Below are 26,969 nucleotides of genomic sequence, written 5' to 3'. Positions count from 1 at the left end.
CTGTAACTAGAAAACACGCGGAACTCGATCCATCGTCTGTGCGACCATGTGCTCGACCCTGGGCGGTACGCGAGCAAAAAGGTGGCGCTCCGCGCAATTGCGACCGCGAACCGACGATCCGACGCGAGTGGACGCCGCAGAGGGTTTGGTACCGGACTCGAACCGCCTCGAGAGGCGGGCCGGACGGCAAACACGACACTATATAATATATAGTACAGTACGAGACCGACTTCGAGACCGACTTCGAGACCGATTACTGGAGCGATTGCCAGAGCGATGTCGTCAGACGTCGAGAACCGAGGGAAGCAGACGACTAACGGGAAAAGGGTAAGACAGATACGAAACGCGTCCAAACCTCCGACAATGGCCACCGCAACCGCGACCGCGAAACGGCGGATCAGGAACCACCCGCTCCGGGCGACGATACTCCTGACGGTCGTCGGCTACGGCCTCGTCCTCGGGACGTTCCTGCTCGACCTGCCCATCTACCCCGACCTGACGAACGCACAGGTGAACGTCTTCTCGAGCGCCATCGCGCTCATCAACGCGACGACGACCGTCTTCCTCGCCGCTGGCTGGTACTGGATTCGTAACGGCGAGGTCGAGAAACACCGTCTCGCGATGCTGACCGCATTTGCGCTCATCCTCCTGTTTCTCGTGGTCTACCTGATCCGGGTAGGCGGTGGCGGGACCAAGTCCTTCGTCGGGCCCGACCTCGTGCGGACCGCCTACCTGCTCATGCTCGCGATTCACATCCTGCTATCGATCGTCGCCGTCCCGCTGGTGCTCTACGCGCTGTTGCTCGGGTTGACGCACACCCCCGCGGAACTGCGCCGGACGGCCCACGCTCGAGTCGGGCGATTCGCCGCTGGATCGTGGCTCCTGAGCCTCGTCCTCGGCGTCGTCACCTACCTGTTGCTCGATCACGTCTACACTTACGAGTTCAGTTGGCTGGTCGTCGGTTGATCGCTGACTGACCGCTGACATCGGTTCGCGCACTCGAGTCGGTGCCTCTGGCAATCGTCGATTGGGATCGGGATCGAAATCGAAATCGAAACCGTGGGTTCGACAGTGGGCATTGTCACGCGATCCTTTGACGGATATCGGCGTCGTGAAACGAGGTATGCAATGGCTGTATCTCGGTCTCGGCGCCGCCCTCCTGGTCGCCGTGATCGTCGACATCATCTGGACGACCCTCTGGGTCGACGGCGGCGCCGGTCCGCTCTCGAGGCATCTGACGACGGGTACCTGGCGGATACTTCGCGCCGTGGGTCGGAGCCGACCACGAGCGCTCAGCACGGCCGGCCCGCTGATCCTCACCCTCACGCTCGCCATGTGGATCGGCCTCCTCTGGGCTGGCTGGACGTTCCTCTTTGCCGGTGGAGATGTCGCGCTCCGGAGCACCCAGACGAGCGCCCCGGCCGACTGGGCGGGGCGGCTCTACTACGTTGCCTACACGATGTTCACGAGCGGTAACGGCGACTACACGCCTACCTCGAGCACCTGGGAGATCGCGAGTTCGTTTACCACGGCGACGGGGATGGCGTTCGTCACGCTCGGCGTTTCCTACGTGATCACGGTTCTGGGTGCCGTCTCGTCGAAGCGATCGTTCGCCAGCGACGTCACGGGACTGGGGAACAGCAGCGAGGAATTCGTCAATACGGGGTGGGACGGCGACTCTTTCGAGGGTCTCGAGCGTCCCCTCGAGTCGGTCGCGACGCAGTTGAGCCTGCTGGCCGAACAGCACAAGTCCTACCCAATTTTGCACTACTACCACAGCGAGCAGGGAGGTCGGGCCTCCGCGATGGCGGTACCGATCCTGGACGAGGCGATCACGCTGCTTCGCCACGCCGTCGAGGCGGAGAACCGACCGAACGAGACGGTCCTTACCCACGCTCGTTCGAGCACGGACGACTACCTCGAAACCCTCGACGCGGCGTTCATCGAACCGGCTACGGAGGTGCCGCCGCCGCCGGATCTCGACCGCCTGCGCGAGGCCGGCATCGGCACGGTCTCGGACGACGACTTCGAGCGAACCCTCGAGGAATCCGAGACGCGGCGTCGGCACCTCCTGGGCGTGGTCAGGGCCGACGCCTGGTACTGGCCGCCGGTCGAGGAGGAGTGACTCGATATGCTCGGAAGTGCCGCCGCTCGCTTCGGGACGCAGACCCACACTGGGTGGCGGCTTTTTACCTCGACTCGTCGACGGGGACTCCATGAAGATTCGCGGCTCGCTCTCGAGGGCGGAAATCGACGACTATCTCGACGAGGCGACGGTTCCGATTCGCCTCGCCTGTCACACGCCTGCCGGTCGTCTCTGGATGCTCTCGCTATGGTTCCAGCACCGCGACGGCGTCTTTCGGTGTGCGACCGGCGCGGACGCCGACGTCGTCCGATACCTCGGGCACGATCCGAGCGTCGCGTTCGAGGTTTCGACCAACGAGCCACCGTACGCCGGCGTCCGTGGGTCGGGGACGGCGACGGTCGACCCGGATCCCGAGAAAGCGGTCCTGCGCGAACTGCTCGAGCGGTACCTCGGCGGGACGGACTCGAAACTCGCGCGCTCGTTGCTCGAAAAGGATCGTACCGAGGTGACGATCACCGTCGACCCCGGCGTCGTCTACGGGTGGGACTTCAGCGAGCGGATGGCCGACGCGGTCGAGTAGTTTTCACCTCCCGTCAGTCCGTCTGCGGAATCGATCGAGCCCCCAGTGCGAACGCCAGGACGGCGAGCGCGGCGAGGACCGTGAGGTTCCCGAGCGCCGGATCGACCCCAGCGACGCCCGCGGTGCCCGACGCCGCCTCGGGGTACGTGACCGCGCGAACGCCGCGGGCGAAGTACGTCAGGGGCGAGAGGGCCACGACTGGCTCGAACCAGCCGGGCAGTTGCTCGAGCGGGACGAACGTCTCGGAGAGAAAGAGCAGGGGAAGCCCGAGGGCGTTGCTCGCGGCGACGGCGCCGTCCTGGGAGTCGGTGTAGCTCCCGATCATCGCCCCGATGCCACAGAAGCAGACGACGCCGACGAACACGTAGGGAACGAGTAGCGGCGAGTAGACGATCTCGGCACCCGTGAGGACGACGACGAGCGCGAGGATGAGCAGGCTCGCCAGGCCGATGATCGCCGCGTTGACGACGGTCTGGGAGCCCAGCCACTCGGCGCGGGAGAGCGGGGTCGTCGCCAGTTTTTCGAAGCGGTTCCCCTCGCGGTGGCGGGCGACCTCGCTCCCGAGCCGCGAGAACGGCGTGAAGAGGACGACGACCGCGAGGTAGCCGGGGACGTAGTAGGCCGCCGGTTCGGCGAAGAGGCCGCCGCCCGTCGGGTCGGTGCGAACGAGGGCACCGAAGATGACGATCAGGATCACGGGGAAGAAGAACGTGAAGAAGACGGCGGTCCGTCGACGGGCGAACGATCGCCAATCGGCGTCGATCTGGGCCTGGAGGCGGCCGAGGCGGCTCATCGCGGGTCACCTCCTTGATCGAGGACCTCGGTAGTGCGCTCGTCGATGGCCTCGAGGCACTCGCCACCGTCGGTCGCCACCTCGTCACGCGCTCGTCCCTCCCGTCCCGGTTCGCCTCCGGCGCTCACCGAGCCACCCTCGAGGTCGCCCGCCAGCGACAGGTAGACGTCCTCGAGGCTCGGTTCGGCCCACTCGAGGCCGGTGTAGCTCACGCCCGCGGCCTCGAGGGCCTCGACCACGTCGCCGATGTCGGTTGGCGGGAGGTCGCGGACGACGAGTTCGTTCGGGCTCGAGTCGACGGGATAGGGAAGTGACTCGAAGGCGACGGTCGCTGTGGAGACGTCGCTATCGGTTCCGGTGTCGGCGGGCTGGCGATCGGCGCTGGTGTCGGCGTCCCGCCCGCTGGGCTCGTTGTCGCCGTCGACGCTGTCGTCGGCACCGTCGCCGGTCGACTCGAGCTCGATTCTCAAACGGCTCGAGCCGCCGTGCTCGGCGACGAGTTCGGCGGGCGCTCCCTGCGCGAGAAGCGACCCGTTCGCGAGCAGGCCGACCCGGTCGGCGAGACGCTCGGCCTCGGCCATGTCGTGGGTCGTCAGGACGATGGTCGTCCCGCCGGCTGCGAGGTCCTCGAGCAGCCCCCACACGGTTCGTCTACCCGCGGGGTCGATGCCGGTCGTCGGCTCGTCGAGAAAGAGCAGGTCGGGGTCGTTGACCAGGGCTGCGCCGACGCAGACCCGCCGTTGCTGGCCGCCGGAGAGGCTCTCGTACCACGTGTCGCCTGCGGCCTCGAGCCCGACGTCCTCGAGGACGGTTTCGGGGTCGCGCGCCTCGTCGTACAGGCCGGCGTAGTACGCGAGCAGTTCGCGCGCGGTGAGCCGATCCGGCGGCGAAAAGTCCTGTGGAAGCACCGCCAGCCGGTCTCGGTCGACGGCCGACGGCTCGGCGCCGAGGATCGTTGCGGAACCCGAGTCCGGTACGGTCGTGCCGGTCAGCGCCCGGACGAGCGTCGTCTTTCCGGCCCCGTTGGGCCCGATGAGGCCGACGACCTCGCCCGGACCGACGGTCAGGGAGACGCCCGAGAGCGCGACGGTCTCCCCGTAGGATTTCTCGAGAGCGTCGGCATTGACGTCGACATCGACGATCGGCTCTCTCCCATCGCTCTGGCTCCCGTCCGTCCTGGACCGTCTCATACGAGCGCGTAGCCAGCGGTCGGGGGTAAGCGGTTCGATTGCGGGATCGGTTGCGGTTCGATTGCGGGCTCGAGTACGTCTCGAGTTTGCCGTTCGACGCGCCGTCTACTCGCCGTCCTCGGTCGCTTCGGTCGCCGAAAACACCGAATCGAAGAACTTCTCCTCGGCCGCTCGCAGGTGCTGGGTGAACGTCGCCGGCGAGATGTCGAGGCGCTCGGCGACCTCCTCGCCCGTGCTCGTTCGCGGCCACTCGAAAAAGCCCGACAGGTAGGCCGTCTCGAGGGCCTCGTACTGTCGGTCGGTCAGCTTCGTCTCGAGCAGGCCTGGACTGGGAATCGACGGACTCGAACGATTGACCGTCCGTTGGGCGGCGTAATTCGCCCCCGGGCAGACCGATTCGACGGTCTCGATGACGCGCGCCGTCTCGCTCTGCTGGGAGAGTTCGATGACCAGTCGAAACGTCCCGTCGTCGATCCGGGCGGACTTGACGCGGCCGCCCCTGGACGCGACCGTCTCGAACAGTTCGATGTCGCCCGTCTTCGTGAGTTCGAAGTCGTACTCGTTTCGCCCGGGGGTGAGGACGCGAAACTCCTCCAGGTCGTCCGTGCGGTCGATCGCCGAACCCAGCTCCTCGTGGGCGATTCCCTCGGCGGAGCCGTACGCCAGAATGCGATCGCCGGATCGGATGAACTGCTCGATCGAAACTTCGGCCGACTCCCTGGCCGTCGCTTCGACGAGCGGTTCGATCGCGCCCTCGACCCGGAACTCGAGTTCGAGGACGGCGTCCGAGAGGAGCGCGTCCTTTCGCTCGAGCGCCGCGATCGCGTGCCCGATGACGTCGCCGAGCCGACCCAGGAGCGTCTGCTCGTACTCGGTAAACGCGTGTGGTCGGGACGAGTACACGTTCAGGATACCGTAGCGGACGTTGTCGTGGAGGATCGGGATCGCCGCCGACGATCGAAACGAGCGCTCCTGTGCCGACTCCCGCCAGGGTTCGTAGGACGAGTCGCGCTCGATGTTTCGAACGACCTGAATCTCCTCCGTCTCGATCGCGAGGGCGGTCGGTCCGCTGCCGTGTTCGCCGTCGTCGTCGGTGATCGTGATCTCGTCCAGGTAGCCGTCTTCGACACCGGCGGCTGCCCTGGGAACGACCTGGGGGCTGCCGGGGGTGACGTCGCCGATCCAGACGAATCGGTAGGCGTCGTCGTCGGCGAGCCGATCGCAGACCGCCTGCTCGAGCGCCTCACGGCTGCTGGTCGTGATCGCGTCGCGGGTAATCTCCTGGCCGATCCGGTTCAGCCGATTGAGCGCCTCGAGTTCCTCGCGTCGGCGCTCGCGCTCGATGAGTTGCTCGTGGCGCTTGATGGCGTGGGCAATCGTCCGGACGAGCATCGGGCTGGTTACCTCGTCTTTCACGAGGTACTCCTGGGCGCCCCGCGAGATGGCTTCGATTCCCGCGTCACTGTCCTGGAGTCCGGTCAGGACGATGACCGGGGCCGTCGCGTCGCTCTCGAGAACCGCCGTCAGCGTCTCGAGCCCGGCGCTGTCGGGGAGGTTCAGGTCGAGGAGGACGACGTTGATCGGGGCGGTCGATGCGGACTCTGATGCGGATGCGGATTCTGATGCGGATGCGGACTTGGACACGGATTCGGATTCGGGTTCGGATGCAGGGCCAGCCGGCAGCGTGGCATCGGAACCGTCGGTCGACAACGTAACGTCGGCGTCGGGGGAGTCGAGATACGCGAGGCCGTCCTCGAGTCGCGTCTCGTGGTGAACGACCGGCGACTCACCGTTCGAGGTGTCCGATCCGAGTCGGCGGTTCAACTCCTCGACGCCCGAGAGCATCTCCTCGATGAGACGGGCGTCTCCTGGATTGTCCTCGATGAGCAAAATTTCGAGAGGGCCGTCCCCGCTCATTGTTCCTCCGCTGGCGGTAGATTGACGACCGACAGCCAGAAGCTCTCGAACGACCGGACGATTTCGATGAACTCGTCCGGGTCGATCGGTTTCGTGAGGTAGGCGTTCGCGTACTTCTCGTAGGACCTGACCACGTCCTCTTCGGCCTCGGAACTCGTCAGGACGACCGTGGGAATGCGCCTGAGCGTGGGGTCGTCCTTGAGTTCCTCGAGTACCTCTTCGCCGTTCTTTCGGGGCAGGTTCAGATCGAGCAGGATCAGATCGGGACGGGGGGCGTCCTCGTAGCCGTCTCGCTGGTAGAGGAACGACAGCGCGTCGACGCCGTTGCGGGCGACGTGAATCGTGTTATCGATTCGCCCCTCCTTGAACGCTTCCTTGGTGAGTCGGACATCGCCGGGGTTGTCCTCGACGAGCAGTATGTCGATCGGGTCAGAGTGCATGAGTAGTGTCCTCGTGTGTATCGTCGTTCTCGTGGTCCTGTTCTCGTGGTCCTGTTCTCGTTCCCGTTCCCGTTCGTCGTGGTCGGCGGCTAGGAGCGTGAATGGACCGTCGATTCCGTCTCGAGCGTCGTCTCGATTCCGTTATCGCTCACCGAAATCGTCCACACGTGTCCGTTCCGCGTCGCGTCACAATGAACTCTCGGTGTCTCGGTTTCGACGGACGTGATCGCGGTGTCGATCGGGTTCGCCAGGAGACATCGCGGCCGGCGTTGGTCACTGGCCACCGTCGGCCGTAACGTGACCGTCACCGCCCCATCGCGCTCCCCGGTCATCACTTCTGGTTCGACGACGGTCTCCTGTTGGCCCACGTGAGCGCACCGGTCGCCGGATGCCTGGTCCCTGCTCGCCATCGCTAGCGTCGAAAAGGTGATCTGCTCGGGTAAATGTAGCGGTCGAGACAGTCTACTCGTCGCTCATCGGGAAAATACCGACAGCGAAACCGTCCGATCGTCATCGAGGGTGCGCCGGAGCCGCGATCGATCCCAGCCCAGGGCGCTGGTGACGCTCTCGGCCGCGCGGATCAGCAGCGTCGCGTAGTAGTCGACGTCGTATCGTTCCTCTCCGTCGGAGTCCGCTACCGTACACTCACGGCGTGCATCCGCACGCTCGAAGGCGAGGCGTACGCGCTCCTCGGTTCGGGTCGCACCGTCGTCGACGACGACGTACTCGACGGCCTGCCCCGGCCGGCGAGAGACGTCGTGGCGTTCGTACCGGCGCAATGCCCCCACGACGTGCGTCTCCTGGCTGTACGCCTCGAGCGGTCTCGAGACGCGTTTTGCGATCACCAGGTCGTCGCGGTCGACCGCGCCGCGGCGGAGGTCGCCCAGTCGACGGGCGAGGTGGTCACAGACGGCGGCCGGGTCGCGGGTCTCGTCGAGCACCTCGAGAAACTCGCGCTGGCAGTCGGCCACGAACGCCGGCGTGTGGCGCTGCCGGCACTCGAGGCCGCGGACTTTGAACTCGCCGGTCGTCCGTTTACCGACGTACTTCGTGAGTGCACCAGCGCCAGCGCCAGCGCCAGCACCACCGCCGGCGTCAGCACCGATCGCGGATCCTGAACCACTCCCGCTTCCGCTTCCACTTCCACTTCCACTTCCGCGCTCGCGCTCGCCGCCGCTCGACCCCCGCAACGGCACGAAACACACCCACTCGTAGCGCCCGTCGTGTTCGATGTCGATACCGACGTCGCGGCTGATTTCGGCGATCACGCCCTCGAGCGAATCGGGATCGTCGACTCGCGGCGTCACCCAGAGACTGTCGACGATGCCGTGGACGATCCGCCAGCCAGCGTCCTCGAGGCGTTTCTTGGCTCGGAGGGCGATCTCGCGGGCGTGGGCGTTGATCGTCTCGTGGCATTCGATGCGCCCGAACTTCGCGTTACGATAGCCCTGATACCCGAAACAGGAGACGAGCACCCACTTGATCGCGCCGGATTCGGCCCGCAGCCGAGCGGCCTCGTCTTCACCTGGGTCGTCGTGTAGGCGGCGTTTGCAGGCCGCCCGGCGGTCGAGCAGGGGGCGCAACACCGTCGGAAGGAAGCCGTCGGTCCCGCAGACGTCGTACTCGAGTCCAGGGACCGACTCGTCCTCTCGGCCGGTTCCGAGGGTCGGACGGATGTCCCGGCAGGCGCCGTCGCAGCCGACGGTCTCCGGACTCACGTTGTGTCGGCAGATGATCCGCGGGTACAGCGACGCGAAGTCGAGTTCGTGGACGTCCTCGTGGAGGCCGACCTCGGGGGCAAACGTGAACCCGCCGCGGTCGGCCGCGTGGAGCGTCGAAACGTCCTTGAACGCCTCGGGCTCCCACTTGTTGAGCGGTGCCGGGACGCCCCACACCCGTGCCTCGCGAATCTGGATCGCGGTCAGCACTGACCCGATACTCGCCCAGGCAGCTTCCTGGAGGGGCTTTCGCGAGCGACGAACCAGGTACTCGAGGCCGGCGAGCCCCGACTGGTGCCACAGGAAGCTGTTCGATCGGTCGACGAGCGCCCGGCCCGGGACCCGGTAGCGCGCCGGGGAGTGCCCAACCTGGCCGTAACTCGTGTACGTGCTCTCGCCCGCCAACTTCGTCCAGCCGGGGAGTCGCCCGAGGTGGACGCCCTCGAGGCCCGCGCCGGCCGCCGCTCGCTCGACGGCCGGTACGAGGTCGCCGTGGCTCACCACGAGCACGTCGGGGTCGCGGCGTTCGAGTCGCCGCCCGAGCGACCAGAGGACGTCCGCCGGATCGCCGGTCACCGACTCGCCGTCGATCTCGAGGCTCGAGAGGTCGCCCGACGCGAGCGCCCGGTCGTCGATTCCGATCTCGAGGGTCCGGAGGGGCCGGTTCGGCGCGGGGTCGATTCCCTCGTCGAGACAGTACCGAAAGCCGGGCGTGAGATCGACGTCAAACAGGCGGAGGGTCCCGGGGGCGTGGTGTTCGCGACCGTAGACGCCTCGAATTTCCGCGGCCAGCGTCCGAGCCTCGTCGACGCGCTCGAGGCCGACGCGGAGCATTCTCGAGGGGTTGTCGGCGTGATGGGCGTGCAGACTCGGGTAGCGATCCTCGAACGCCGTCTCACACACTTTGGGATCCGAGGCGAGGGCGTCTCGAAGGGCCTCGAGAGCCTCGAGCGGCCCGTCGACGAATAGCGCGGGAACGTAGTCGGTGCGTTCCTCGAAGGTCGCGCCCGGGCGGTCCTCGTCGTCCGAATTGCCGTTCCCGTCGTCCAACTCGAGCGTCCACTCCCTGACGAGGCCGTCCTCGAACTCGAGGGTGAAGGTCACGGCCGGTCGCCCCCTCCGGTGTCGGCTCTCGATTCGGCGTCCATGTCGGTGTCGGTGTCGGCGTCCATGTCGGTGTCGGCGTCGGTGTCGGTGTCGGTGTCGGTGTCGGTGTCGGTGTCGGTGCCGATGTCGATGTTGCTGTCAACCTCGGCCTCGAGTGCATCCGACGCCGACTCGAGCGTCGCCACCCGCGCCTCGAGTCGCCGGATCGCCGTCTCGTGGGCCACCAGCAGCGACAGCACCAGCGCCCGCTCCGGGTCCGTCGGATTCGCGTATCCCGCCGCATCGGCCACGTTCCGCGCCCGCTCGAAGAGCCGATCGAAGTCAGCCTGGCGCTCCCGACGCAACGCGCGCCGCATCGGTTTCCAGTCGTCCTCCAGCCGCCGGAGCGCGTCGCGGTAGGTGGGGTTGGTTCGCCCCATCAGGCGAGCACCCCCTCGAGCGGATCGATCGACGGGTGGTTCGCCCCCATCTCCGTCCCCGTCCCCGACTCCCACGGCCGCTCGGGATCGACGGCCCCGAAGAGGTCGACCCAGTAAGGAATCGTCGTCTGCCAGACGGGACCGTGCCAGTAGCCCATCGTCTCGAACCCCTCCCCTTCGAACCGCAGTCCCTCGCGGGTTCGCGTACACTCGATGGTCGAGTCCGCCGCGACCTCGAGGCGCTCGACGGTCGCCGCCGAAACGTCCGGCCCCGCCGTGATCACGACGGGACACTCGAGTCCGCGACCGAGTTCGTCCAGGACGGCGAGCGTCGACGCGAGCAAGTCCGTCCGCTCCCACTCGCGGAGGTCGCCGTCCTGGTAGAGCGAGGCGACGTTCGGCGCGACCACGAGCGGGGTGTCGGCGTCGGCTCGTCGTACGACCGCTCCGACCAGCGAGTGGTGCTGGTAGGCGGTGAACGCTCGGGCGATCCGCAGTCGCTCGAGCGCCTGGCAACCGGACCCCGGCGCGCACTCGTAGAGGGCGTGGGTCGAGGCGACGTTTCCGGCGTCGATCCAGTAGGCTCGGCCGTCCGTGGTCGCCGATTTCTCGGCCCGACGGTCCGGCCGCTCGGGAGATGCACGGATATCGGCCAGATACTCACAGACGAGTCGGTGAACCGCGGCCGACCGTCGTGACGGCGTTCGAAGCAGCGTGAGTCCGGGATCGAGCGTCGAATCGTGTGTGATTACCGTCATGGCTATCCGATCGGTCGAGACCGGCCGGGATAACCATCGGGGGGCCGTTTCCGATATTTCCGATAACTGTCGAAGTGCCTATATCGACACTTCCGAGGCTTCAAATGCGGAAAATGGTCTTTCCGAAACCGTTTCCGAAACTCGAGGGTGGCCGTCGACGAACCGCCGAACCGGGGCTACGGTGACGAACTCGAGGGCTCTGGGGAAGTGACGATCCGGGAACTGGGGCTCGGCGCTCCGGCGAACCGCCGTCCGTCGGCCGCCCGTCGGCCGCCGAGTCCGGCGCCGTTTTGTGACCGCAGGGACTACCTCCGACCATGGGAGACGAGGCTGACCCCGAACCCGCGGTGAACATCAGCGGCGGCGCCGACGGCGGCGGTACGGCGACCACCTTCGACCCCGCGACCGCGGACACGCGGGCCGAACTCGTCGTCGACCGCCTGGGCGAACGCTACTGGCAGAAGACCTACGGTGGACAGGACGCCTTCGAGTGTCTCGTCCGGACGATCCTGAGCCAGAACACGAGCGACGTGGCGAGCCAGCCCGCCCACGACGCCCTGCTCGAGCGCTACGACGGCCCGGAGACCGACCTGGCGGCCGCGCTCGCCGACGCCGAGCGCTCGAGGCTCGCGGAAACCATCCAGTCGGCCGGCCTGTACAATCAAAAATCCGAGGTCATCCAGGTCGCCGCCGACTGGGTCCTCGAACGCTGGGGCTCGGCCGCCGCCTTCGACGCGTTCGTTCGCGAGAGCGACCCCGCTGAGGTCCGGCAGACGCTGCTTTCTGTCTCGGGCGTCGGACCCAAGACGGCCGACTGCGTGCTCCTATTCGCCGGCGGCCGGAACGGCGTCTTCCCCGTGGACACGCACGTTCACCGCATCTACCGCCGGCTGGGCATCGCCCCCGCCGACGCCGACCACGAGGGGGTTCGCGAGGTGCTCGAGCGGGACGTTCCAGCAGAGAAGTGCGGCTTCGGCCACACCGCCAGCATCCAGTTTGGCCGGGAGTTCTGCACGGCGCGCAAGCCGGCGTGTCTCGAGGGCCCCGAGGCGTGCCCGATGGCCGACGTCTGCGACCAGGTCGGCGTCTATCCCGAGACGGGCGATGTCGTCGACCCGGCGGACGCCCCGGAGGCAGCGGACGAGGAACCCTGACGTCCGACCGTTGCGCGAGTCCGCGGTGTAATTCGTACATTCCTGCCGATTTTGACGAGATAATAATTGGATGTCGCTCACTTCAGTATGTGAATCGAGAGAGGGGACGCCGTAAGACAACGTCCCCGGGGCCGTCGCCCGCACGCCCCCCGTTCGGACTTTATTTTGTAGGACAAATTCGTGTAACGCGTCTCACAAGCCTTTATTGTCTATTCCAGCATAGCAACTGGTCCGTCACACGATGTGACTGTCTCCACAGCTGATACACATGACCGCACCATCATCAACCCACCCCGGTACGCCCGTTGCAACCGTTCCACGAACGACCTCGTTCACCCACGACTGGGCGGACGGCGACGACGACCTTGCGACCAGGATCGTCGAGGCCGTCGCCGAGATCACCGACCAGGACGAAACCCACGTCGAGCGCCTCTACGACCGACTCGATCCGGACTCGCTCAACAGCCTCTTTTCCCGGACCGACACGAATCGGTACGCTGCGGACAGCCTGGTGATGTTCACGCTCGAGGGATGTACCGTCACCGTCTATGGCTCCGGGCTGGTCGTCGTCCAGCGGATCTGAGAGGTGGGCGATTCGTCGCTCTCGTCACGAGAATGAGCAGCCGCTCGAGGAAATCGCGAACAGCCCGCTCGAGGCGAGGGGGCGTCAGTTCGCGAGCAAGACGACGGCGAGAACGGCGAATCCGATTCCGGCCACGTTCTGGATCGTCAGTGATTCGTCCAGGACGACGATGCCGACGATCGTCGCGACGACGAAGTACAGTGCCGAGATGGTGGCGACGACGCCGACCCGTCCGGCGCTCAGGCCCGCGTAGAACGCGACGGCGCCGACTCCGGCGAAGACGCCGGCCGCGAGCGCGTAGGTGACGCCCGTTCGCTCGAGCGCCAGCGGTTCGTTCTGCATAGCGACGTAGCCGAGAGCGATGAGCACGCTCGCGGCGTAGGAGAGGATCATCGCGAGTTTCGGGTCTATCGTCCGGGTGGCTTCGTTCGCGAGGACGGTCCAGAGGCCCCAAGCGCACATGGCGAGGACGGCGAGGGCGATCGCGTGCTGGCTCATACTGGAAGGGCATCGGGAGGGGACCAGTAATTTCCGTCTTCCGTCGCTCGGGCGGTCCCGGTTCGTCGACACTCGAGTACATCTGCAAACGACGTCACCACGACGTTCGGGCCGGTTCCCAGCCGCTGGGAATCTGCCATTCGTTCATGGGTCGCTCCGGAATAGCGCTAGACAACCACAGACGGCCGACGGTTCGCCGACCGTTGACCGCCAATCGTCACCGATCCACCGATGAACGAGACACTCGCCACCCAGACCGACGAGGAAGCGACCGGCCGGACCGACCAGCGCGACCGGACCGGCGACCGAACTGAGCAGAGGAACCGGACGACCAACGACGCTCGAGTTCGGACGTGTCCGGAGTGTGACGGGCGAATCGCGCACGACGCGGAGCACGGCGAACGCGCGTGCGCCGAATGCGGGCTGGTCCTCGACGACGACCAGATCGACCGCGGCCCCGAGTGGCGGTCGTTCTCCGACGCGGAGTCGAACGCGCGAAGCCGCGTCGGCGCGCCGACTAGCGATCTCGTACACGACAAGGGGCTCAGCACCGTCATCGACTGGCGTAACAAGGACGCCTACGGCAATCGCCTCTCGTCCCAGAAGCGAGCACAGTTCCAGCGGCTACGAACTTGGGACGAACGCTTCCGGACGAAGAGCGCCCAGGAGCGAAACCTCAAACAGGCGTTCGGGGAACTCGAGCGCATGGCGTCGGCGCTCGGATTGCCGGAGCCGTGTCGCGAGACGGCTGGCGTCCTCTACCGACGAGCCGTCCAGGAGGAGTTACTCCCCGGACGATCGATCGAGGCGATGACGACCGCGTGCCTGTACGCCGCCGCCCGACGCCACGACACCCCGCGCACGCTGGTCGAATTCGAGACGGTCAGCCGGGTCGAGAAACTGCCGGTCCAGCGAGCCTATCGGTACGTCTCTCAGGAGCTCGGGCTCGCGATGGAGCCGGCCGATCCGGTTCACTACCTCCGCCAATACGCCTCGGATCTCGAGGTCAGCAGCGACGCCGAGCGTCTCGCCCGCGAGTTGCTCGAGACGGCGAAGGAACGCGGCGTCCACAGCGGGAAGAGCCCGGCGGGGCTCGCGGCCGCGGCTGTCTACTCCGCGTCGCGTCTGGCGAACGAGACGGTCACCCAGTCGACCGTCAGCGACGCCGCGAACGTGAGCGAGGTCACCATTCGGAACCGGTACCAGGAACTGCTCGAGGTCTACGGCGAGCACGGTGACGGGTAGATGCACCAGGCACACCTCGAGCGACCGATCCTGCGTGCCCTCGAGGCGGGGCCGTCGATGCGCGTGATCGACCTCGCCGAGCGTCTCGACGCACATCCGGTGACGGTTGACCTGGCGTGTAATCGCCTCTACGAGGAGGGCTGCCTGGCTCCGTCCAGGCAGGGTACGTACGCGGTTACCGACCGCGGACGGCGGCGGCTCGAGGCGAGCGTCGATCGGTGAAACGGCGTTCGAGGGAGTACAGATCGTTCGCTCGAATCACTTCTATCGGTCCGTGAGACGAACAGGGGGTTCAGGCGAGTCGCTTATACTCTTTCGCCGGCAGATGCAACTATGGGTAGCCGCCCCTCGCCCCCCACCGAAGCGCAACTATTACTGGTCGAAGACAACCCCGGAGACGTACGTCTCATCGAGGAAGCCTTCCGCGACGGCCACATCGCCAATAACCTCCACACGGTCACCGACGGCCAGGCAGCGCTAGACTTCATCCACCGCCGCGGCGAGTACGAGAATGCACCCCGTCCGGACATCATCTTGCTGGACCTCCATCTGCCGCGAGTGGACGGCGAAGACGTGCTTCACGAAATCAAACACCACGAAGAGCTGGAAGATGTCCCGGTCATTATTCTGTCGGGGATGGACGAAGACCTCATCAAGTCGCGTGATCTCGACCACGATTCGGACGAGGATGCGGTCCTCGAAAAGCCGGTCGATCCCGGGGAGTTCGTCGACGTGATTCGCGAATTCGACGGCTTTCGTCTGTCCGTCGTTCGCACCGGTGAGACCTGAGACGGCATCGTCGAACGCTCGAACGCTCGAGCGGGCGTCAGCCGCTCCTATTGCTCGCGTCGTGCGTAAACCCGGCGAATCCGCCGAAGGCGTACGCGTATCCCAGCGCCTTCTCGAGAGTGACGGGTCTCGTCCCCCGAGCGCCGTCATTCCCTGAGCGATCGAACCGAGTCCGGCGCGTCGTCGACGGTCGCCGTCATGCGCTCTTCGACGTTCGAGAGCCCGTACCGGTCGACGTACTCGACCAGCGCGGGGTGGCATCGGCCGTGAACGTCGACGACGCGGTCTGGCTCGAGCGGGTCGAACAGTTGGTGCTCGAACGCGAACGCCGGTGCCGCCACGGTGTACGTCGTCGTCGAATCGATGGAGCCACCGTCGACCGTCACCGACTCGACCTCGAGGTCGCGTTCGGTTCGACGCCAGCGAACGCGCCCGCCACTGAGGTGGCCGAACACCTCGAGGTCGGGACCGGGCCTCGCCAGGCTCTCGAGCAGAGTCCCGACCTCGGACCCGTCCAGGCGGGCGGTTCGGATCTCGTTGTCGAAGGGGACGGTCGACCGGAGGTCGCCGACCGTGACGGCGCCCGACAGCGGCGGGCCGCTTCGAAGCGACATCGCGTTGTAGACCGCGAGGTCGGCGTCGGCGGCCCAGCGGATGGCGTCGCCGACGGTGTTGCCGACTACGCTTTCGGGGTAGCACTCGGCGACGGTCCGGGGAATCGGCGTCTGTGCCTCGGCGATCGGTTGCTCGAGGCCGAGATCGGCCCGCAGGTCGCGGTAGGCGTCGGCCACGTCGGTCGCGACTACGGCGGGAGGCACGTCGTGGATGTCGGCTGTCGGGCCTTCGGGAGCCAGCCGAACCTCGGCCAGCAGGCCCCCGCGCTGCCCCGGATGGACCACGAGCGTCCCGTCGACGCACTCGGCTCGAACGTCGTGGACGTGCCCGCCGAGCACGAGGTCGACGCCCTCGAATCGAGCGATATCGTCGTCGACGTGGCCGGCGTGTGAGAGGACGACGACGGTCTCGGCACCCCTGTCCGTCAGCACGTCGACCGCCCGCTCAACCGCCGAAACCGGGTCCTGGACGGCCAGTGACTGGGCGCACGGGTGCGTCCGAACGGTTTCGGGGTCGGTGACGCCGACGAAGCCGATTCGGGTTCCCCCGACGGATCGAATGGCGGTCCGCTCGACGCCGAGATCCGCGGCGAATCGCTCGCCAGTCGTCGACTCCACGAGGTTCGCCGTGAGCCAGGTCTGTGGAGAGTTCGCGACGATGGACTCGAGGGCGTCCCGGCCGTTGTCGAAGTCGTGGTTACCGAAGGTCGCCAGGTCGGGTTCGACGGCCCGGTAGAATCGTTCGACGTGGCGACCGCGCGTCTCCATCGAGAGCAGCCCCGGTGCGGTGGTGTCGCCGGTGTCACAGAGCAGGGTCTTGTCGTCCCGACGCTCGCGAATCAGGTGGGCGAGTCGGCCGAGGCGGGCGGGGTCGTCGTAGGCGTTCTCTAGGTCGGAGTAGTGGAGCAGTCGAGGAGCCATCGCTTCGGAGTCGCTCGAGGTTTTGCGTTCAAAAACGGTAATTCTACCGGCACGTTCGCGTTCGTCGACGGGCCTCGACCGCAACCGCAACCACGATCGCGACGGTCTAGCCGCTCCAGCGCGCGTCCGCAAGCGTCCGCTGGACCACGTCGTTGCCGACCGCCTCACCCAGCGTCTCGAACCCGGCCCGCTCGCTCCGGTCCTCGGCGTTGGCCACCAGCCGCGAGACGATGAACTCCGGCGTCGAGCGCCCAACGGTCCCGAACCGGGGCTGGTAGTCGACCAGCAACTCGAGGTCGGGGTTCAGCCCCTCGGCGAAGATGCCGTCCACCCTGGCCTCGGGCGGCAGGGGCTCGAGGTCGTCCGCGAGGTGGGTGACGAAGACGCCCAGGGCGTCGCGCTCGACGGTCAACCGGACGAGTCCGTGGAGCAAGTCGGCGGCGCTTCCGGGTTCGGTGATCGCCTCGAACTCGTCGACGAGCATGAGCGTTCGGCCGCCACTCGAGAGCGGCGGGACGATCGATCGCAGCGTCGACTCGAGGACGCCGGCGTTGAAACTGGCGTGGCGGCGGTGGAAGACGAGCGCGTCGACGGGGGTCACCTCCGCGCGGTCGGCCGGGACGGGCAGGCCCATCGTCGCCAGCAGGACCACCTGGCACAGCGTCTCGAGCAGCGTCGTCTTCCCGCCGCTGTTGGCGCCGGTGAGGACGGCGACGCGTTCGTCGCCTGGCAGTTCCTCCGCCGTGATCGGGTCGCTCCTGGCCTCGAGTTCGATCCGGGTTGAGACGTCGGTATCGCCGTCGGCATCGAGTTGCTCGACCCCCTTCGCCCCGAGCGCGTCGCCCGTCACGCCGTGCTCGCCCAGCGCGTACGTCACCGGCTGTACCGACTCGCCTCGAGCGGCCAGCGCGACGTTCGTCGCTCGGACGACGGAAACCGCGGCCTCGTCGCCCGTCCGGAACGCTGGTCGGGTGCAGTCGTACGCCAGCGCGAACCGGGCCAGCGAGAGGTGGAAGGCGATGTCGTCGACGGCCCCGACCGCCCGGTCGATTGCCTCACGAGCGTCCTCGAGCGTGGCCTCCAGGTCGCTTCGAACGGTCGCCTCGCGCTCGTCGACGGCGCTCGTGAGAGCCGACCGCAGGCTCCGGAGGGTGCCGCCGACGAAGTCGGTCGCGTCCGTCGCCTCGGTCGGCATGGCCTCGCGAACCTGGTCGATCGTGACCTGGGTCTCAGAGAGCAGTCGATCCTCGAAGGCGTCCTGGAAGGCGGTCACGTCGCCGACGCCGTCCGAGCGCAGGTCCTCGATCACCTGGAGGGCGTTGGCGTCCATGTCCTCGACGGCGCCGAGCGCCGAGCGCAGCCGATCGAGTTCCTCGTCCGCCCCCTCCTGGACGCGGTTGTCCTCCCCTTCGAGCGCGCCCAGCGCCGCGGCCGCGGCCTCGAGCGCGTCGGTCTCGAGGTCGGCGATGGCTTCGAAGGGGCCGGTCTCGACCCCGGAGTCACATAGCGCAAGCGCGGCCTCGACGGCGGCGCGTTCGCTCCCGTCGCGGTCGTCGTAGCGGGCGTAGGCGTCGAGGACGGTCTCGCGGTCGTCGTCCGCGAGCGATTCCCAGGCGTCCCGGGCCGCGAGCACGTCGTCGAGTCGTGTCTCCATCGCGTCGACGCTCGTCAGGGGGGTGAGCACGCGGATGCGGTCGGCCGCCCGGTCGGTCACGGCGTGATCGACTGCCAGGTCGAGGAGTTCCTTGTACGCCGCCCGGGCGTCGCTCGTCGCGAGGGTGTCCATGCCCTCTCCACCGGTCGCTCGTCGGAGGATTCCCGTCGCTCGCCCTCTGGAGAGGCCGGCGTCGGTCAGCGCCCGCACGTCGCCGCCCTCGATCGCCCTGATGGCCCGCTCGGTCCCTAGCGTGTCGGTGAGGGCTTCGCGGGTCTTCGGCCCGACGCCCCAGTACGCCTCGAGTCGCATACCTCTCGGTTCGAAGCGAGGACCGTAAAGACTGCGCTCGCCGGCGGGTATCCAACCAACGATCGCCGGCGAGTATCGAAACGGGTGCTCACCACCGGCTATCGCAATCGCCGCTCACCACCGGCTATCGCAATCGCCGCTCACCACCGGCTATCGCAATCGCCGCTCACCACCGGCTATCGCAATCGCCGCTCACCACCGGCTATCGCAATCGCCGCTCACCACCGGCTATCGCAACCGGCGGGATCGACCGTTGGGACAAAGTATACAACCGCCATCCCGCTAGCCCTACTGTGGAGTCCCCGTTCGACGTCCTGCGAATCGAACCCGGCGCGGACGACGCGACAATCGAACGCGCGTTCCGCCAGCGGGTGAAGGAAGCCCACCCCGACCACGGCGGGTCGATCGTCGAGTTCAGGAAAGTCCACGCGGCGCGGGAGCAACTGCTCGTGGGCGATACCGGGCCGCTCGAGCGACGCGATTTCGACGTGGACCCCGGGACGAACGGCGCGGCGGAATCCGATCACACCTCGAACACCGCTGAGGTCACCTACCTCAACTACGACGCCCTCACCGACCACGGCTGGACCCTCGAGGACGACGCCCTCCTGGAGAAGGCGGCCGAGGCCGACCTCGCGTCGAGCGACTACGGACGCGTCCAGGTCGACCCTGGCGAGACGCTTCTCGAGGCCGCCGAAGACGAGGGGTTCGACTGGCCCTACGCCTGCCGGGGCGGTGCCTGCGCGAACTGCGCCGTGGCGATGCTCGGGGGTGACCTGTCGACGCCGGTCGATCACATCCTGCCCGAGGAGATGGTCGACCGCGGCATCCGCCTCTCGTGTGTCGGACGACCGCTCACCGACGACGCGGCCGTCGTCTTCAACGTCAAGCACCTCCCCGAACTCGACGAACTCAGGTTGCCGCCGCGACCGTTCGAGTGAGGTGGGCCTCGGGGTTCGTTTCGCCGACGCGGGCGACGCCCCCTCGCCTTCGCACTCGATAGGGCAGGTCCCTTTCGCTACTCGGTACACCAGGTCCCTTTCGCTACTCGGTACACCAGGTCCCTTTCGCTACTCGGTACACCAGGTCCCTTTCGCTACTCGGTACACCAGCTTGCCTTCTCCACACGATTGGACGAATCACCTTCGCACCCGATCGGCAAGAGGGAACGCTACGGACCGGCGCCGTTCACTGCAGGGAGCGTGAACGAGAACGTCGCCCCCTCTTCGGGCGCCGATTCGACCCGGATCTCGCCGCCGTGACGCTCGACGATTCGCTGACAGAGCGCGAGCCCAATCCCCGTTCCAGCGTGCTCGTCGTAGCTGTGGAGGCGCTGGAACACCTCGAACACCTGATCGGTCTCGTCGGGGTCGATACCGATCCCTTCGTCACGAACCGACACCTCCCACTCGTCCCCGGCTCGCTCGGCCCAGACGCGAATCCGCGGGGGGTCGTCGCCGCTGTACTCGATTGCGTTGCTCAGGAGGTTCTGGAAGACCTGCTGGAGCTGGTGTTCGTCGCCCCGTACGCGAGGGAGCGAGTCGGCCGTGAGCTCGGCCCCGCTCTCCTCAATTCTCACGCGCAGGTTGTCGACGGAGGCGTCGAGGACGGCGTCCAGCTCGAGCGGCTCGAGCGGCTCTCCCTGGGTGTCGATTCGCGAGTACGCGAGCAGCCCGTCGATCATCGCGCGCATCCGATCGGCGCCGTCGACGGCGAATTTCAGGAACTCCTCGCCGTCCTCGTCGAGTTCGCCGTCGTAGCGCTTCTGGAGCAGCGTGAGGTAGCTCGAGATCATCCGCAGGGGCTCTTTGAGGTCGTGGGAAGCGGCGTAAGCGAACTGCTCGAGGCGCTCGTTCGACGCCTCGAGCTGTCGACGGTACTCCGTCCGCTCGGTGATGTCCTGGATCATCAACATCCCCGCGTAGATTTCGTCGGCGCCGTTTCGAACGGGAAGGGTGTGCGCCAGCAGGTGGCGGTCGTGGTACTCGACCTCGAACGTATTCGACTCGCCCTCGAACGCGGCGCGGAAGTGCGGCTTGATCTCCTCGACGAGGTCGTCGGGGTAGCGCTCGTAGATCGAGACGCCGACGATCTCGTCCGGTGGGATATCCAGTACGTTCAACATCTCGCCGCCGGCAACCGTGTAAGTGAGGTCCTCGTCGTAGAGGCCGACGGCGCCGTCCGGGAAGTTCTCGACGAGCGTCCGGTATCGACGCTCGCTCTCTTCGAGGGCCCGCTCGCGTTCCTCGCGGTCGGTGATGTCTCGGACCACGCCGACGCGGTTCTCCTCGCCATCGGCGGTAAACGACGCGAACGTCACTTCCACGGGGACGTTGGTGCCGTCTGCCGTCTCGACGGTCGTTTCCTGCGTCGGATTGGCCGTCTCGTCGGTGGCCATCACCGCACGCATTTCCGCGGCCTCCTCGATGGTTGCCTCGTCGATGACACGTGTGGCGTGGGCCCCCTGAAGATTCTCGCGGGTGTAGCCGGTCAACGCGGCGAACGCGTCGTTGACCATCGTGTATCGCAGGTCGTCGTCGGCCACGTAGATGCCGTCGTTGATCGTTTCGACGATGCGCTCGTACCTGATGAGCTCCCGGGTCCGTTCCTTTCGTGCCGTGACGTCGCGGCCGATCCCGGCCAGGACCGGCGTTCCGTCGGGCGCCTCGAGTCTGGTCGCGACGAACTCGTAGGGGATGCGGTCACCGTCTTTCGTCAGAATGTCGGCCTCGACTCGAGCACGTCCGGTTTCGAAGGCTTCCGAGATCTCGGCTGCGATCGAGTCGCGATCCTCCTCGTCGAAGAACGCCACCGGGTGCATCGACTCGACCTCCGTGTCCGAATAGCCTGTCACCGCGGTCAGGGATTCGTTCCAGCGCTGGAACGTGCCCGATTCGTCGATGACATAGAACACGTCGTCGACGGCGGCGAGGATGCCGTCGGTGTACTCCCTATATCGCTCGAGCCGTCGTTCGCGCTCGCGCAACCGGCGTTCCGTCTCGGCGCGATCGATCGCCGCGGCGAGAACGTTCGTGAGATTTGTGACGAACGCAGCGGCGTCCTCGGCGAATTCGCGACGGTCGGTGGTGTGAACGCCGAAGACGCCCCAGGGATCGCCCGGCCCGCCGATGGCGACGCTGATCCCGCTCACGACGTCGTGGTCTGAAAACAGCGCGGGGACAGAAAACCGCTCTTCGGCCCGCAAATCGTCGACGACGACCGGCTCTTCGGTGAGCAACGTATAGCCCCCCTGCGAGTGTGGATCGGCGGGGACGGTCGCCGACCCGACGATCCCGTCGTTCCAGCCGACGCCCTGTCTGAGCGAGAGGGTGTCTTCGTCGGAACGCCGCTCGAGCACCGCCGCGTACTCGACCTCGAGCGTCTCGGCGGCGGTGACCGCGGCGTCGCGCATCAACCCATCGAGATCATCACTCTGGAGGGCTTGTTGCCCGAGTTGGGCGACGACTTCCTGCTGGCGGGCCCGCGGATCGGGTCCCGTGTCGGTCTCGGAAGTCGGGTCCATTCTGTCCCTGATAGGTGCTTACCACAGGTAAAACCTCGTATCGAACGAAACGAGGGGCGAGACCGTTTGCTGAACGAACGTCGTCCCAGGAACGAGCACCCGTTCGGCGGTCGAGAAGCGTGGATCGCCGCTCGACGAATCGTCGGTGATACGTCGGGTATCGACGAAACCACTTCAAAGATATAGAATGTATAGTAAGAATCCGTGCAAGTGTACCAATCCGTCGAGCACCCGAGAACGAATCCGAACCCCGCCCCACCGCATCCGACGACTCCGTGTGCGAACGGTCGATCCCCTTCCCCGGCGTCACGTCACCGCAGCTGGTCCTGGAGCCGATTCTTGGCTTCCGTTCGGCGCTTCTGCGAGAACTGTGGACGCTCGGAGGAGAAATCGACCTCGATCTCGTCGAGCGTTCGCCGGTAGATGTTCGTCCGGCGCCCCTCGTTCGAGAGCGTTCGCCCCTCACACTCGAGCAGGCCGGCGTCGACGAGTTCCTCGATCCGACGATAACAGGTCGCGATTGGGACCTCGATGTCCTCGCTCAGGGCCTGTGCGGATTTGGGGGTGCCCGCCGCACAGAGAATTTCCGCACTGTACTTGCTGCCGAGGGCCGACAGGAGCGCATCTGATTCGCTGTTCCGTTGTTCCGTCCAGCCACCACGTGTCATCATTGTCTGTGCTATGTGAATTATAAGAATTGAATCTTGTGGCTGTCTCTACCCGTGTATTTATATACCTGGGCACGAGGTGACGAGAGACCTTTCCACCAGCGGTCCCAACCACGGGTATGAACGTCGCGGTCGTCACGGTCGGAGACGAACTGCTCGCCGGACGGACGGAGAACACGAACGCCACCTGGCTCTGTGCCCGGTTCGACGAACGGGGGATCGACGTCGAGCGCGTGACGACGCTTCCGGATCGCATCGGCGACATCGCCCGCGTCGTCAACGAGTACCGGGCCGAGTACGACGCGGTTGTCGTCACCGGCGGCCTCGGCCCAACCCACGACGACCGCACGATGGAGGGCGTCGCCGCCGCCTTCGGCCGGTCGCTCGAGCGCAACGACGAGGCGCTCGCCTGGCTGGAGTCCGAGGGCGGGTACGCGCGCGAGGACCTGACCGCGGGAACGGCCGACCTGCCGCGCGGTGCCCGTCCCCTCCACAACGTCGAAGGGGTCGCGCCCGGGTGCGTCGTCGAATCGGTGTACGTGGTTCCAGGCGTACCCGCGGAGATGGAGGCGATGTTCGCAGCCGTCCTCGACGAGTTCGACGGGGCGCCCCGACACCGCGAGGTCGTCGTCGCCGACGAACCGGAGAGTGCACTCGTCAGCCGGCTCGAGGCGGTCCGGGAGGAGTTCGACGTGAGCGTCGGCAGTTACCCGGGCGAGTCCGTTCGGATCACCGTCCAGAGCCCCGACCCGGCGGAAGTCGAGGCGGCGACGGCGTGGCTCCGCGAGCGCGTCCAGGAACGCGAGGAGTGATCAGCGATACGAGGAGTGATCAGCGATACAGGTACAGGGTCCAGAACGCCGTGACCAGGAGGCCGATGAGGAGGACGGCCCAGCCGGCGATTTCGATCGGAAAGTCACTCGAGGCGAGTACGACGTGCGTGAGGTCGACCATGCGCACACCTGTGTCGTCGCCCTTCTTAACTGTTCAGAAAGCGCTCGGCTCTCGAGCGTACGGCGTATGGAACGACGTCGCCAACGGCCGAGTCGCACGCCTTTTTTGCCACGCGGTCGATGACCGACCATGGAAACGCTCGGGGTCGTCGTCAATCCGATCGCCGGCATGGGCGGGCGCGTCGGACTCAAGGGAACCGACGGGAAGGTCGCGGAAGCGCGTCGTCGCGGGGCCGAACCTCGTGCGCCAGAGCGGGCAGTCGAAGCCCTCGAGGCGCTCGCACGGCGCCGGCCCGAGCTGGCCGTCTACACCGCCGCGGGCCCCATGGGCGAGGACGCGGCTCGAGCGGCGGGGTACGACCCGGAGGTGGTCTACGAGCCGTCGGGCGTTGTCGATGGGGGCAGTGAGAGCGATGAAGACGATAGGGGCAACGAGGACAGCGAGACGAACGACCACGGCGATTCGCCGGAGACGTCGGCCGACGACACGAAAGCCGCCGTCCGCGCGTTCCTCGAGCGCGACGTCGACCTCGTGCTGTTCGTCGGCGGCGACGGGACGGCCGTCGATGTGGCCGAGGTGCTCTCCGGGGTCGACGGCGAGAGGGAGACGCCCATGCTCGGCGTCCCCGCGGGCGTGAAGATCTACTCCTCCGTCTTCGGCGTCACGCCGGCCGACGCGGGTCGGGTCGCCGCCGAGTTCGACCGCGTCGAGGACTGCGAGGTCAACGACATCGACGAGGACGCCTACCGCGAGGGCGAGGTCCGGGCCGAACTCCGGGCGGTCGTCCCCGTCCCCGTCGCGAGCGGCGTCCAGTCGAGCAAACAGCTCTCGAGCGGGAGCGTCGACGCGCTCGCGGAGGGGTTCGCCGACGAGGTCGACCCGGGAACGACCTACGTCTTCGGGCCCGGGAGCACCGTCGGCGCGATCGAATCTGCCCTCGGGATCGACCCCTCGCCGCTGGGCGTCGACGTCTGGCGCGACGGCGAGGTACTGGCCCGCGACGCGAGCGAGTCTGAGATCCTGGCCGTGCTCGAAGCGCCCGCGGTGATCGTCGTCTCGCCTATTGGCGGCCAGGGATTCGTCTTCGGGCGGGGCAACCACCAGATCTCCCCCACAGTAATCGAACGGGCGGAAGTCGAGGTAGTCGCCAGCGACGACAAACTCGACGGCGTCGGCCAGCTACGGGTCGATACGGGCGACGAGGCGGTCGATGAGTCCCTCCGCGGGTGGATGCACGTTCGAACTGGCCGGTTCACGACGCGGTTGCTGAAGGTGGTCTGAGCGGGCGGCAGGTCCGAGCCTCTCGGCTCGACGAGGCGTATAAGGTCGCTCTCGAACGGACCGAGTAACACTAGTACACATGGACAATCTGCAACGAATAATGGCTGTATAGTCAGGACTAAGGTGTGACAGCGCCTATCTCGCGCTATGGAGACGCGGAAAGTTCAGCGACTCGGGCCGTCGACCCTGGCGATGACCCTCCCGGCGGAGTGGGCCAGCGAGCACGGCGTCGAGAAAGGCGACGAGGTCTCGCTACGGATGGGCGGTAAGGGAACGCTGACGGTGATGCCTGAATCGGCGAACTTCGAGGAGACCGAGGCCACCATCAGAACCGACAACCTGGACGCCGACGCGGTCGAGCGTGCCATCGTCGCCCAGTACGTCCTGGGCCGACGGGTCATTCGCATCGAGTGTACCGATGGCGCCCTCGAGTCCGCCCACATCAACGCGGTCTACCGGGCGGAGACCCAGCTCATGGGCCTGGGCGTCATCGAAGAAACGCCCGAGAGCATCTCGATCCGGTGTTCGGTCGATCCCGAGGACTTCACCCTCGACAACCTCTTAGAGCGCCTCGAGCGAACCGGCCGGACGATGCGCGGAGAGGCGATCAAGGCGCTCGCTCACGGCAACCCCGACCTGGCCCAGCGGGCGCTCAACCGGGAACGCCAGGCCAACAAGATCTTCGTTCTCCTCTTGCGCCTGATCTTCACGGCCTACCAGAATCCCACGCTCGCTCGTGCCGTCGGCCTCGAGTCGGGCTTTCCCCTGATCGGCTACCGATCGATCGCGAAGAACCTCGAGTTGACAGCGGACAACGCCGAGGACATCGCCGACATCGTGATGGAAGCGGAGGGCCACACCCTCAACGTCGAGAAATCGGTGATGCGCGAAATTCGGGAACTCACGGAGGCCGTCGACGAGATCACGGCTCTTGCCGTCGAGTCGGCCGTCGAGCGCAACTACGACAAGACGATCGAGGCCCGCAAACTGTTTCACGACATTTCCGACCGCGAGCGGGAGATCCTCGCGGACCTGCCGGAGATGCAAAACGAGGACCTCCTCCAGGTCAGGGAGGTGCTGGTCAGCCTCCAGCAGACGGCCCAGTACGCGATTCGAAACGTCGAGATTGCGGCGAACCTGGCGCTGAACGAGGAGTCCGAGCACACCACCATCAAGTAGGATCCTCGAGTCCCCGTCGTGCTCGAGCCTCGCGAGCACTCGAGCGATGGCTACCGTTTCACCGTTTCACCGTTTCACCGTTTTACCACCTCGAGCGGCCGCCGACTCACGAGTCGACAGTCGAACGCCGGATGCTCGACGAAGTGGCGTATCAGCATGTGCCGCCTCGAGCCCGTGATCTTCGTCCCCTGGCATCCAACCGCATCGGCGTCGAACCGGTTCGGGAGGTCGGCGTACAGGGACTCGAGCGCCTCGAACGAGTCGAACACCTGCTGGTTCCCCGTCGAGTCGGCGCTGCGGCGGGAGACCACGTAGGAGCCGTCCTCGCGACGGGTGCCGACGGTGTGGACGTACTCGCGGCGATCGGTCAACGCGTCGCCGATTGCCGACTGGACCGCCAGGGCCTCCTGGCGAGTGAGTGTACGAGTAGTTTCCTCGAACTGGAGGGTGATTCCGTCGCCGTCGGGGCGAACGACGATCGAGTCGTCGGCAGATTCGTGGGACTCGTCCTGGTCGTCGTCAGTAGCGAGGCTATGCGAGAAGAACGCGATCAGGAGCGGTCTGACTCCGTTGCATGAGAAGGGGT

General features: G+C 66.6%; 29 protein-coding genes. 14 read left to right on the top strand and 15 right to left on the bottom strand.

Annotated features, from left to right (window positions below; translation table 11 throughout):
• Positions 1 to 363 precede the first annotated feature (363 nt).
• From NGM15_RS07405 to NGM15_RS07395, 3 genes are all read left to right on the top strand, one after another.
• Positions 364 to 966 (top strand): DUF420 domain-containing protein, encoded by a 603-nt coding sequence (locus tag NGM15_RS07405; RefSeq protein ID WP_253437274.1) that lies wholly within the window; start codon positions 364 to 366, stop codon positions 964 to 966.
• Positions 967 to 1,123: 157 nt separating this feature from the next.
• Positions 1,124 to 2,125 (top strand): potassium channel family protein, encoded by a 1,002-nt coding sequence (locus NGM15_RS07400; RefSeq protein WP_253437271.1) that lies wholly within the window; start codon positions 1,124 to 1,126, stop codon positions 2,123 to 2,125.
• 91 nt (positions 2,126 to 2,216) lie between these two features.
• Positions 2,217 to 2,666, top strand: a complete 450-nt coding sequence (locus tag NGM15_RS07395; RefSeq protein WP_253437268.1) for a pyridoxamine 5'-phosphate oxidase family protein — start codon at positions 2,217 to 2,219, stop codon at positions 2,664 to 2,666.
• 13 nt (positions 2,667 to 2,679) lie between these two features.
• On the opposite strand, the gene NGM15_RS07390 is transcribed toward NGM15_RS07395, so the two are convergent.
• The 8 genes from NGM15_RS07390 to NGM15_RS07350 form a co-directional block, all read right to left on the bottom strand.
• Positions 2,680 to 3,459 (bottom strand): ABC transporter permease, encoded by a 780-nt coding sequence (locus NGM15_RS07390; protein ID WP_253437264.1) that lies wholly within the window; start codon positions 3,457 to 3,459, stop codon positions 2,680 to 2,682.
• Positions 3,456 to 4,649, bottom strand: a complete 1,194-nt coding sequence (locus tag NGM15_RS07385) for an ABC transporter ATP-binding protein (RefSeq protein ID WP_253437261.1) — start codon at positions 4,647 to 4,649, stop codon at positions 3,456 to 3,458. The genes NGM15_RS07390 and NGM15_RS07385 overlap by 4 nt, the downstream gene beginning before the upstream one ends.
• Positions 4,650 to 4,754: 105 nt before the next feature.
• The gene (locus tag NGM15_RS07380; protein ID WP_305882005.1) at positions 4,755 to 6,566 is read right to left on the bottom strand and encodes a bacterio-opsin activator domain-containing protein; all 1,812 of its coding nucleotides are present in this window, start codon (positions 6,564 to 6,566) and stop codon (positions 4,755 to 4,757) included.
• A complete protein-coding gene (locus tag NGM15_RS07370; RefSeq protein ID WP_253437258.1) occupies positions 6,563 to 7,006 on the bottom strand; it encodes a response regulator in 444 nt (147 codons plus the stop codon). The genes NGM15_RS07380 and NGM15_RS07370 overlap by 4 nt, the downstream gene beginning before the upstream one ends.
• An 89-nt stretch (positions 7,007 to 7,095) precedes the next feature.
• Positions 7,096 to 7,416: a hypothetical protein gene (locus tag NGM15_RS07365; protein ID WP_253437256.1), complete on the bottom strand. Its 321-nt coding sequence runs from the start codon at positions 7,414 to 7,416 to the stop codon at positions 7,096 to 7,098.
• Positions 7,417 to 7,479: 63 nt separating this feature from the next.
• Complete coding sequence (locus NGM15_RS07360) at positions 7,480 to 9,828, bottom strand: DNA polymerase domain-containing protein (RefSeq protein WP_253437253.1); 2,349 nt, start codon at positions 9,826 to 9,828, stop codon at positions 7,480 to 7,482.
• Positions 9,825 to 10,250 (bottom strand): DUF8156 family protein, encoded by a 426-nt coding sequence (locus tag NGM15_RS18905; RefSeq protein WP_425494474.1) that lies wholly within the window; start codon positions 10,248 to 10,250, stop codon positions 9,825 to 9,827. Before NGM15_RS18905 ends, NGM15_RS07360 begins: the two co-directional genes overlap by 4 nt.
• Positions 10,250 to 11,008, bottom strand: coding sequence for a hypothetical protein (locus NGM15_RS07350; RefSeq protein ID WP_253437250.1), 759 nt, complete (start codon positions 11,006 to 11,008; stop codon positions 10,250 to 10,252). Before NGM15_RS07350 ends, NGM15_RS18905 begins: the two co-directional genes overlap by 1 nt.
• A gap of 147 nt (positions 11,009 to 11,155) precedes the next feature.
• Between NGM15_RS07350 and NGM15_RS07345 the strand changes: the two genes are divergently transcribed.
• From NGM15_RS07345 to NGM15_RS07335, 3 genes are all read left to right on the top strand, one after another.
• Entirely contained in the window at positions 11,156 to 11,359 is a 204-nt protein-coding gene (locus NGM15_RS07345) for a hypothetical protein (RefSeq protein WP_253437248.1), read from the top strand.
• On the top strand, positions 11,326 to 12,162 hold the full coding sequence (locus NGM15_RS07340) for an endonuclease III domain-containing protein (RefSeq protein ID WP_253437246.1): 837 nt from the start codon (positions 11,326 to 11,328) through the stop codon (positions 12,160 to 12,162). Before NGM15_RS07345 ends, NGM15_RS07340 begins: the two co-directional genes overlap by 34 nt.
• Positions 12,163 to 12,430: 268 nt before the next feature.
• A complete protein-coding gene (locus NGM15_RS07335; RefSeq protein ID WP_253437243.1) occupies positions 12,431 to 12,745 on the top strand; it encodes a HalOD1 output domain-containing protein in 315 nt (104 codons plus the stop codon).
• Positions 12,746 to 12,829: 84 nt separating this feature from the next.
• On the opposite strand, the gene NGM15_RS07330 is transcribed toward NGM15_RS07335, so the two are convergent.
• The gene (locus NGM15_RS07330; protein ID WP_253437240.1) at positions 12,830 to 13,243 is read right to left on the bottom strand and encodes an EamA family transporter; all 414 of its coding nucleotides are present in this window, start codon (positions 13,241 to 13,243) and stop codon (positions 12,830 to 12,832) included.
• Between the two features lie 231 nt (positions 13,244 to 13,474).
• Here NGM15_RS07330 and NGM15_RS07325 point away from each other — a divergent pair, with 231 nt between their 5' ends.
• From NGM15_RS07325 to NGM15_RS07315, 3 genes are all read left to right on the top strand, one after another.
• Positions 13,475 to 14,488, top strand: a complete 1,014-nt coding sequence (locus tag NGM15_RS07325; RefSeq protein ID WP_253437237.1) for a transcription initiation factor IIB — start codon at positions 13,475 to 13,477, stop codon at positions 14,486 to 14,488.
• Complete coding sequence (locus tag NGM15_RS07320; RefSeq protein ID WP_253437234.1) at positions 14,489 to 14,710, top strand: helix-turn-helix domain-containing protein; 222 nt, start codon at positions 14,489 to 14,491, stop codon at positions 14,708 to 14,710.
• A 111-nt stretch (positions 14,711 to 14,821) separates the two neighbouring features.
• Positions 14,822 to 15,277, top strand: coding sequence for a response regulator (locus tag NGM15_RS07315; protein WP_253437231.1), 456 nt, complete (start codon positions 14,822 to 14,824; stop codon positions 15,275 to 15,277).
• Positions 15,278 to 15,423: 146 nt separating this feature from the next.
• On the opposite strand, the gene NGM15_RS07310 is transcribed toward NGM15_RS07315, so the two are convergent.
• Positions 15,424 to 16,812, bottom strand: a complete 1,389-nt coding sequence (locus NGM15_RS07310; RefSeq protein WP_253437228.1) for a bifunctional metallophosphatase/5'-nucleotidase — start codon at positions 16,810 to 16,812, stop codon at positions 15,424 to 15,426.
• A gap of 106 nt (positions 16,813 to 16,918) precedes the next feature.
• On the bottom strand, positions 16,919 to 18,778 hold the full coding sequence (locus NGM15_RS07305) for a MutS-related protein (protein ID WP_253437225.1): 1,860 nt from the start codon (positions 18,776 to 18,778) through the stop codon (positions 16,919 to 16,921).
• Positions 18,779 to 19,071: 293 nt separating this feature from the next.
• Here NGM15_RS07305 and fer point away from each other — a divergent pair, with 293 nt between their 5' ends.
• Positions 19,072 to 19,719 carry a ferredoxin Fer gene (gene fer / locus NGM15_RS07300; RefSeq protein ID WP_253437223.1) on the top strand — a complete coding sequence of 216 codons (648 nt, stop codon included), beginning with the start codon at positions 19,072 to 19,074 and terminating at the stop codon, positions 19,717 to 19,719.
• Between the two features lie 230 nt (positions 19,720 to 19,949).
• Here the strand turns inward: fer and NGM15_RS07295 are convergent, their stop codons facing one another.
• Positions 19,950 to 22,301 (bottom strand): PAS domain S-box protein, encoded by a 2,352-nt coding sequence (locus tag NGM15_RS07295; protein WP_253437221.1) that lies wholly within the window; start codon positions 22,299 to 22,301, stop codon positions 19,950 to 19,952.
• A gap of 311 nt (positions 22,302 to 22,612) precedes the next feature.
• Entirely contained in the window at positions 22,613 to 22,969 is a 357-nt protein-coding gene (locus tag NGM15_RS07290) for a winged helix-turn-helix domain-containing protein (protein ID WP_253437953.1), read from the bottom strand.
• A 119-nt stretch (positions 22,970 to 23,088) separates the two neighbouring features.
• Between NGM15_RS07290 and NGM15_RS07285 the strand changes: the two genes are divergently transcribed.
• Positions 23,089 to 23,781: a competence/damage-inducible protein A gene (locus NGM15_RS07285; protein ID WP_253437218.1), complete on the top strand. Its 693-nt coding sequence runs from the start codon at positions 23,089 to 23,091 to the stop codon at positions 23,779 to 23,781.
• 19 nt (positions 23,782 to 23,800) lie between these two features.
• On the opposite strand, the gene NGM15_RS18690 is transcribed toward NGM15_RS07285, so the two are convergent.
• Positions 23,801 to 23,923, bottom strand: a complete 123-nt coding sequence (locus NGM15_RS18690; protein WP_256499270.1) for a hypothetical protein — start codon at positions 23,921 to 23,923, stop codon at positions 23,801 to 23,803.
• A gap of 129 nt (positions 23,924 to 24,052) precedes the next feature.
• On the opposite strand from NGM15_RS18690, the gene NGM15_RS07280 reads away from it, so the two are divergent.
• Positions 24,053 to 25,204 (top strand): ATP-NAD kinase family protein, encoded by a 1,152-nt coding sequence (locus tag NGM15_RS07280; RefSeq protein ID WP_253437216.1) that lies wholly within the window; start codon positions 24,053 to 24,055, stop codon positions 25,202 to 25,204.
• A 147-nt stretch (positions 25,205 to 25,351) separates the two neighbouring features.
• Positions 25,352 to 26,383 carry a phosphate signaling complex PhoU family protein gene (locus NGM15_RS07275; RefSeq protein WP_253437213.1) on the top strand — a complete coding sequence of 344 codons (1,032 nt, stop codon included), beginning with the start codon at positions 25,352 to 25,354 and terminating at the stop codon, positions 26,381 to 26,383.
• A gap of 74 nt (positions 26,384 to 26,457) precedes the next feature.
• On the opposite strand, the gene NGM15_RS07270 is transcribed toward NGM15_RS07275, so the two are convergent.
• Positions 26,458 to 26,754 (bottom strand): DUF7528 family protein, encoded by a 297-nt coding sequence (locus tag NGM15_RS07270; protein WP_253437210.1) that lies wholly within the window; start codon positions 26,752 to 26,754, stop codon positions 26,458 to 26,460.
• Here NGM15_RS07270 and NGM15_RS07265 point away from each other — a divergent pair.
• Entirely contained in the window at positions 26,728 to 26,961 is a 234-nt protein-coding gene (locus NGM15_RS07265) for a hypothetical protein (RefSeq protein WP_253437208.1), read from the top strand. The genes NGM15_RS07270 and NGM15_RS07265 overlap by 27 nt on opposite strands.
• Positions 26,962 to 26,969: the final 8 nt, after the last annotated feature.

The sequence above is a fragment of the Natronosalvus halobius genome (assembly GCF_024138145.1).
Lineage (GTDB): Archaea > Halobacteriota > Halobacteria > Halobacteriales > Natrialbaceae > Natronosalvus > Natronosalvus halobius.
The sequence above is the reverse complement of the archived record's forward strand: the minus strand, read 5'-3'. Positions and strand labels throughout refer to the sequence as shown.

What these genes read in the sequence shown, in the direction of transcription:
- NGM15_RS07405 (WP_253437274.1), top strand. Translation starts at nt 364, where the DNA reads ATGGCCACCGCAACCGCGACCGCGAAACGGCGGATCAGGAACCACCCG.
- NGM15_RS07400 (WP_253437271.1), top strand. Translation starts at nt 1,124, where the DNA reads ATGCAATGGCTGTATCTCGGTCTCGGCGCCGCCCTCCTGGTCGCCGTG.
- NGM15_RS07395 (WP_253437268.1), top strand. Translation starts at nt 2,217, where the DNA reads ATGAAGATTCGCGGCTCGCTCTCGAGGGCGGAAATCGACGACTATCTC.
- NGM15_RS07390 (WP_253437264.1), bottom strand. Translation starts at nt 3,459, where the DNA reads ATGAGCCGCCTCGGCCGCCTCCAGGCCCAGATCGACGCCGATTGGCGA.
- NGM15_RS07385 (WP_253437261.1), bottom strand. Translation starts at nt 4,649, where the DNA reads ATGAGACGGTCCAGGACGGACGGGAGCCAGAGCGATGGGAGAGAGCCG.
- NGM15_RS07380 (WP_305882005.1), bottom strand. Translation starts at nt 6,566, where the DNA reads ATGAGCGGGGACGGCCCTCTCGAAATTTTGCTCATCGAGGACAATCCA.
- NGM15_RS07370 (WP_253437258.1), bottom strand. Translation starts at nt 7,006, where the DNA reads ATGCACTCTGACCCGATCGACATACTGCTCGTCGAGGACAACCCCGGC.
- NGM15_RS07365 (WP_253437256.1), bottom strand. Translation starts at nt 7,416, where the DNA reads ATGGCGAGCAGGGACCAGGCATCCGGCGACCGGTGCGCTCACGTGGGC.
- NGM15_RS18905 (WP_425494474.1), bottom strand. Translation starts at nt 10,250, where the DNA reads ATGGGGCGAACCAACCCCACCTACCGCGACGCGCTCCGGCGGCTGGAG.
- NGM15_RS07350 (WP_253437250.1), bottom strand. Translation starts at nt 11,008, where the DNA reads ATGACGGTAATCACACACGATTCGACGCTCGATCCCGGACTCACGCTG.
- NGM15_RS07340 (WP_253437246.1), top strand. Translation starts at nt 11,326, where the DNA reads ATGGGAGACGAGGCTGACCCCGAACCCGCGGTGAACATCAGCGGCGGC.
- NGM15_RS07335 (WP_253437243.1), top strand. Translation starts at nt 12,431, where the DNA reads ATGACCGCACCATCATCAACCCACCCCGGTACGCCCGTTGCAACCGTT.
- NGM15_RS07330 (WP_253437240.1), bottom strand. Translation starts at nt 13,243, where the DNA reads ATGAGCCAGCACGCGATCGCCCTCGCCGTCCTCGCCATGTGCGCTTGG.
- NGM15_RS07325 (WP_253437237.1), top strand. Translation starts at nt 13,475, where the DNA reads ATGAACGAGACACTCGCCACCCAGACCGACGAGGAAGCGACCGGCCGG.
- NGM15_RS07320 (WP_253437234.1), top strand. Translation starts at nt 14,489, where the DNA reads ATGCACCAGGCACACCTCGAGCGACCGATCCTGCGTGCCCTCGAGGCG.
- NGM15_RS07315 (WP_253437231.1), top strand. Translation starts at nt 14,822, where the DNA reads ATGGGTAGCCGCCCCTCGCCCCCCACCGAAGCGCAACTATTACTGGTC.
- NGM15_RS07310 (WP_253437228.1), bottom strand. Translation starts at nt 16,812, where the DNA reads ATGGCTCCTCGACTGCTCCACTACTCCGACCTAGAGAACGCCTACGAC.
- NGM15_RS07305 (WP_253437225.1), bottom strand. Translation starts at nt 18,778, where the DNA reads ATGCGACTCGAGGCGTACTGGGGCGTCGGGCCGAAGACCCGCGAAGCC.
- NGM15_RS07295 (WP_253437221.1), bottom strand. Translation starts at nt 22,301, where the DNA reads ATGGACCCGACTTCCGAGACCGACACGGGACCCGATCCGCGGGCCCGC.
- NGM15_RS07290 (WP_253437953.1), bottom strand. Translation starts at nt 22,969, where the DNA reads ATGACACGTGGTGGCTGGACGGAACAACGGAACAGCGAATCAGATGCG.
- NGM15_RS07285 (WP_253437218.1), top strand. Translation starts at nt 23,089, where the DNA reads ATGAACGTCGCGGTCGTCACGGTCGGAGACGAACTGCTCGCCGGACGG.
- NGM15_RS18690 (WP_256499270.1), bottom strand. Translation starts at nt 23,923, where the DNA reads ATGGTCGACCTCACGCACGTCGTACTCGCCTCGAGTGACTTTCCGATC.
- NGM15_RS07280 (WP_253437216.1), top strand. Translation starts at nt 24,053, where the DNA reads ATGGAAACGCTCGGGGTCGTCGTCAATCCGATCGCCGGCATGGGCGGG.
- NGM15_RS07275 (WP_253437213.1), top strand. Translation starts at nt 25,352, where the DNA reads ATGGAGACGCGGAAAGTTCAGCGACTCGGGCCGTCGACCCTGGCGATG.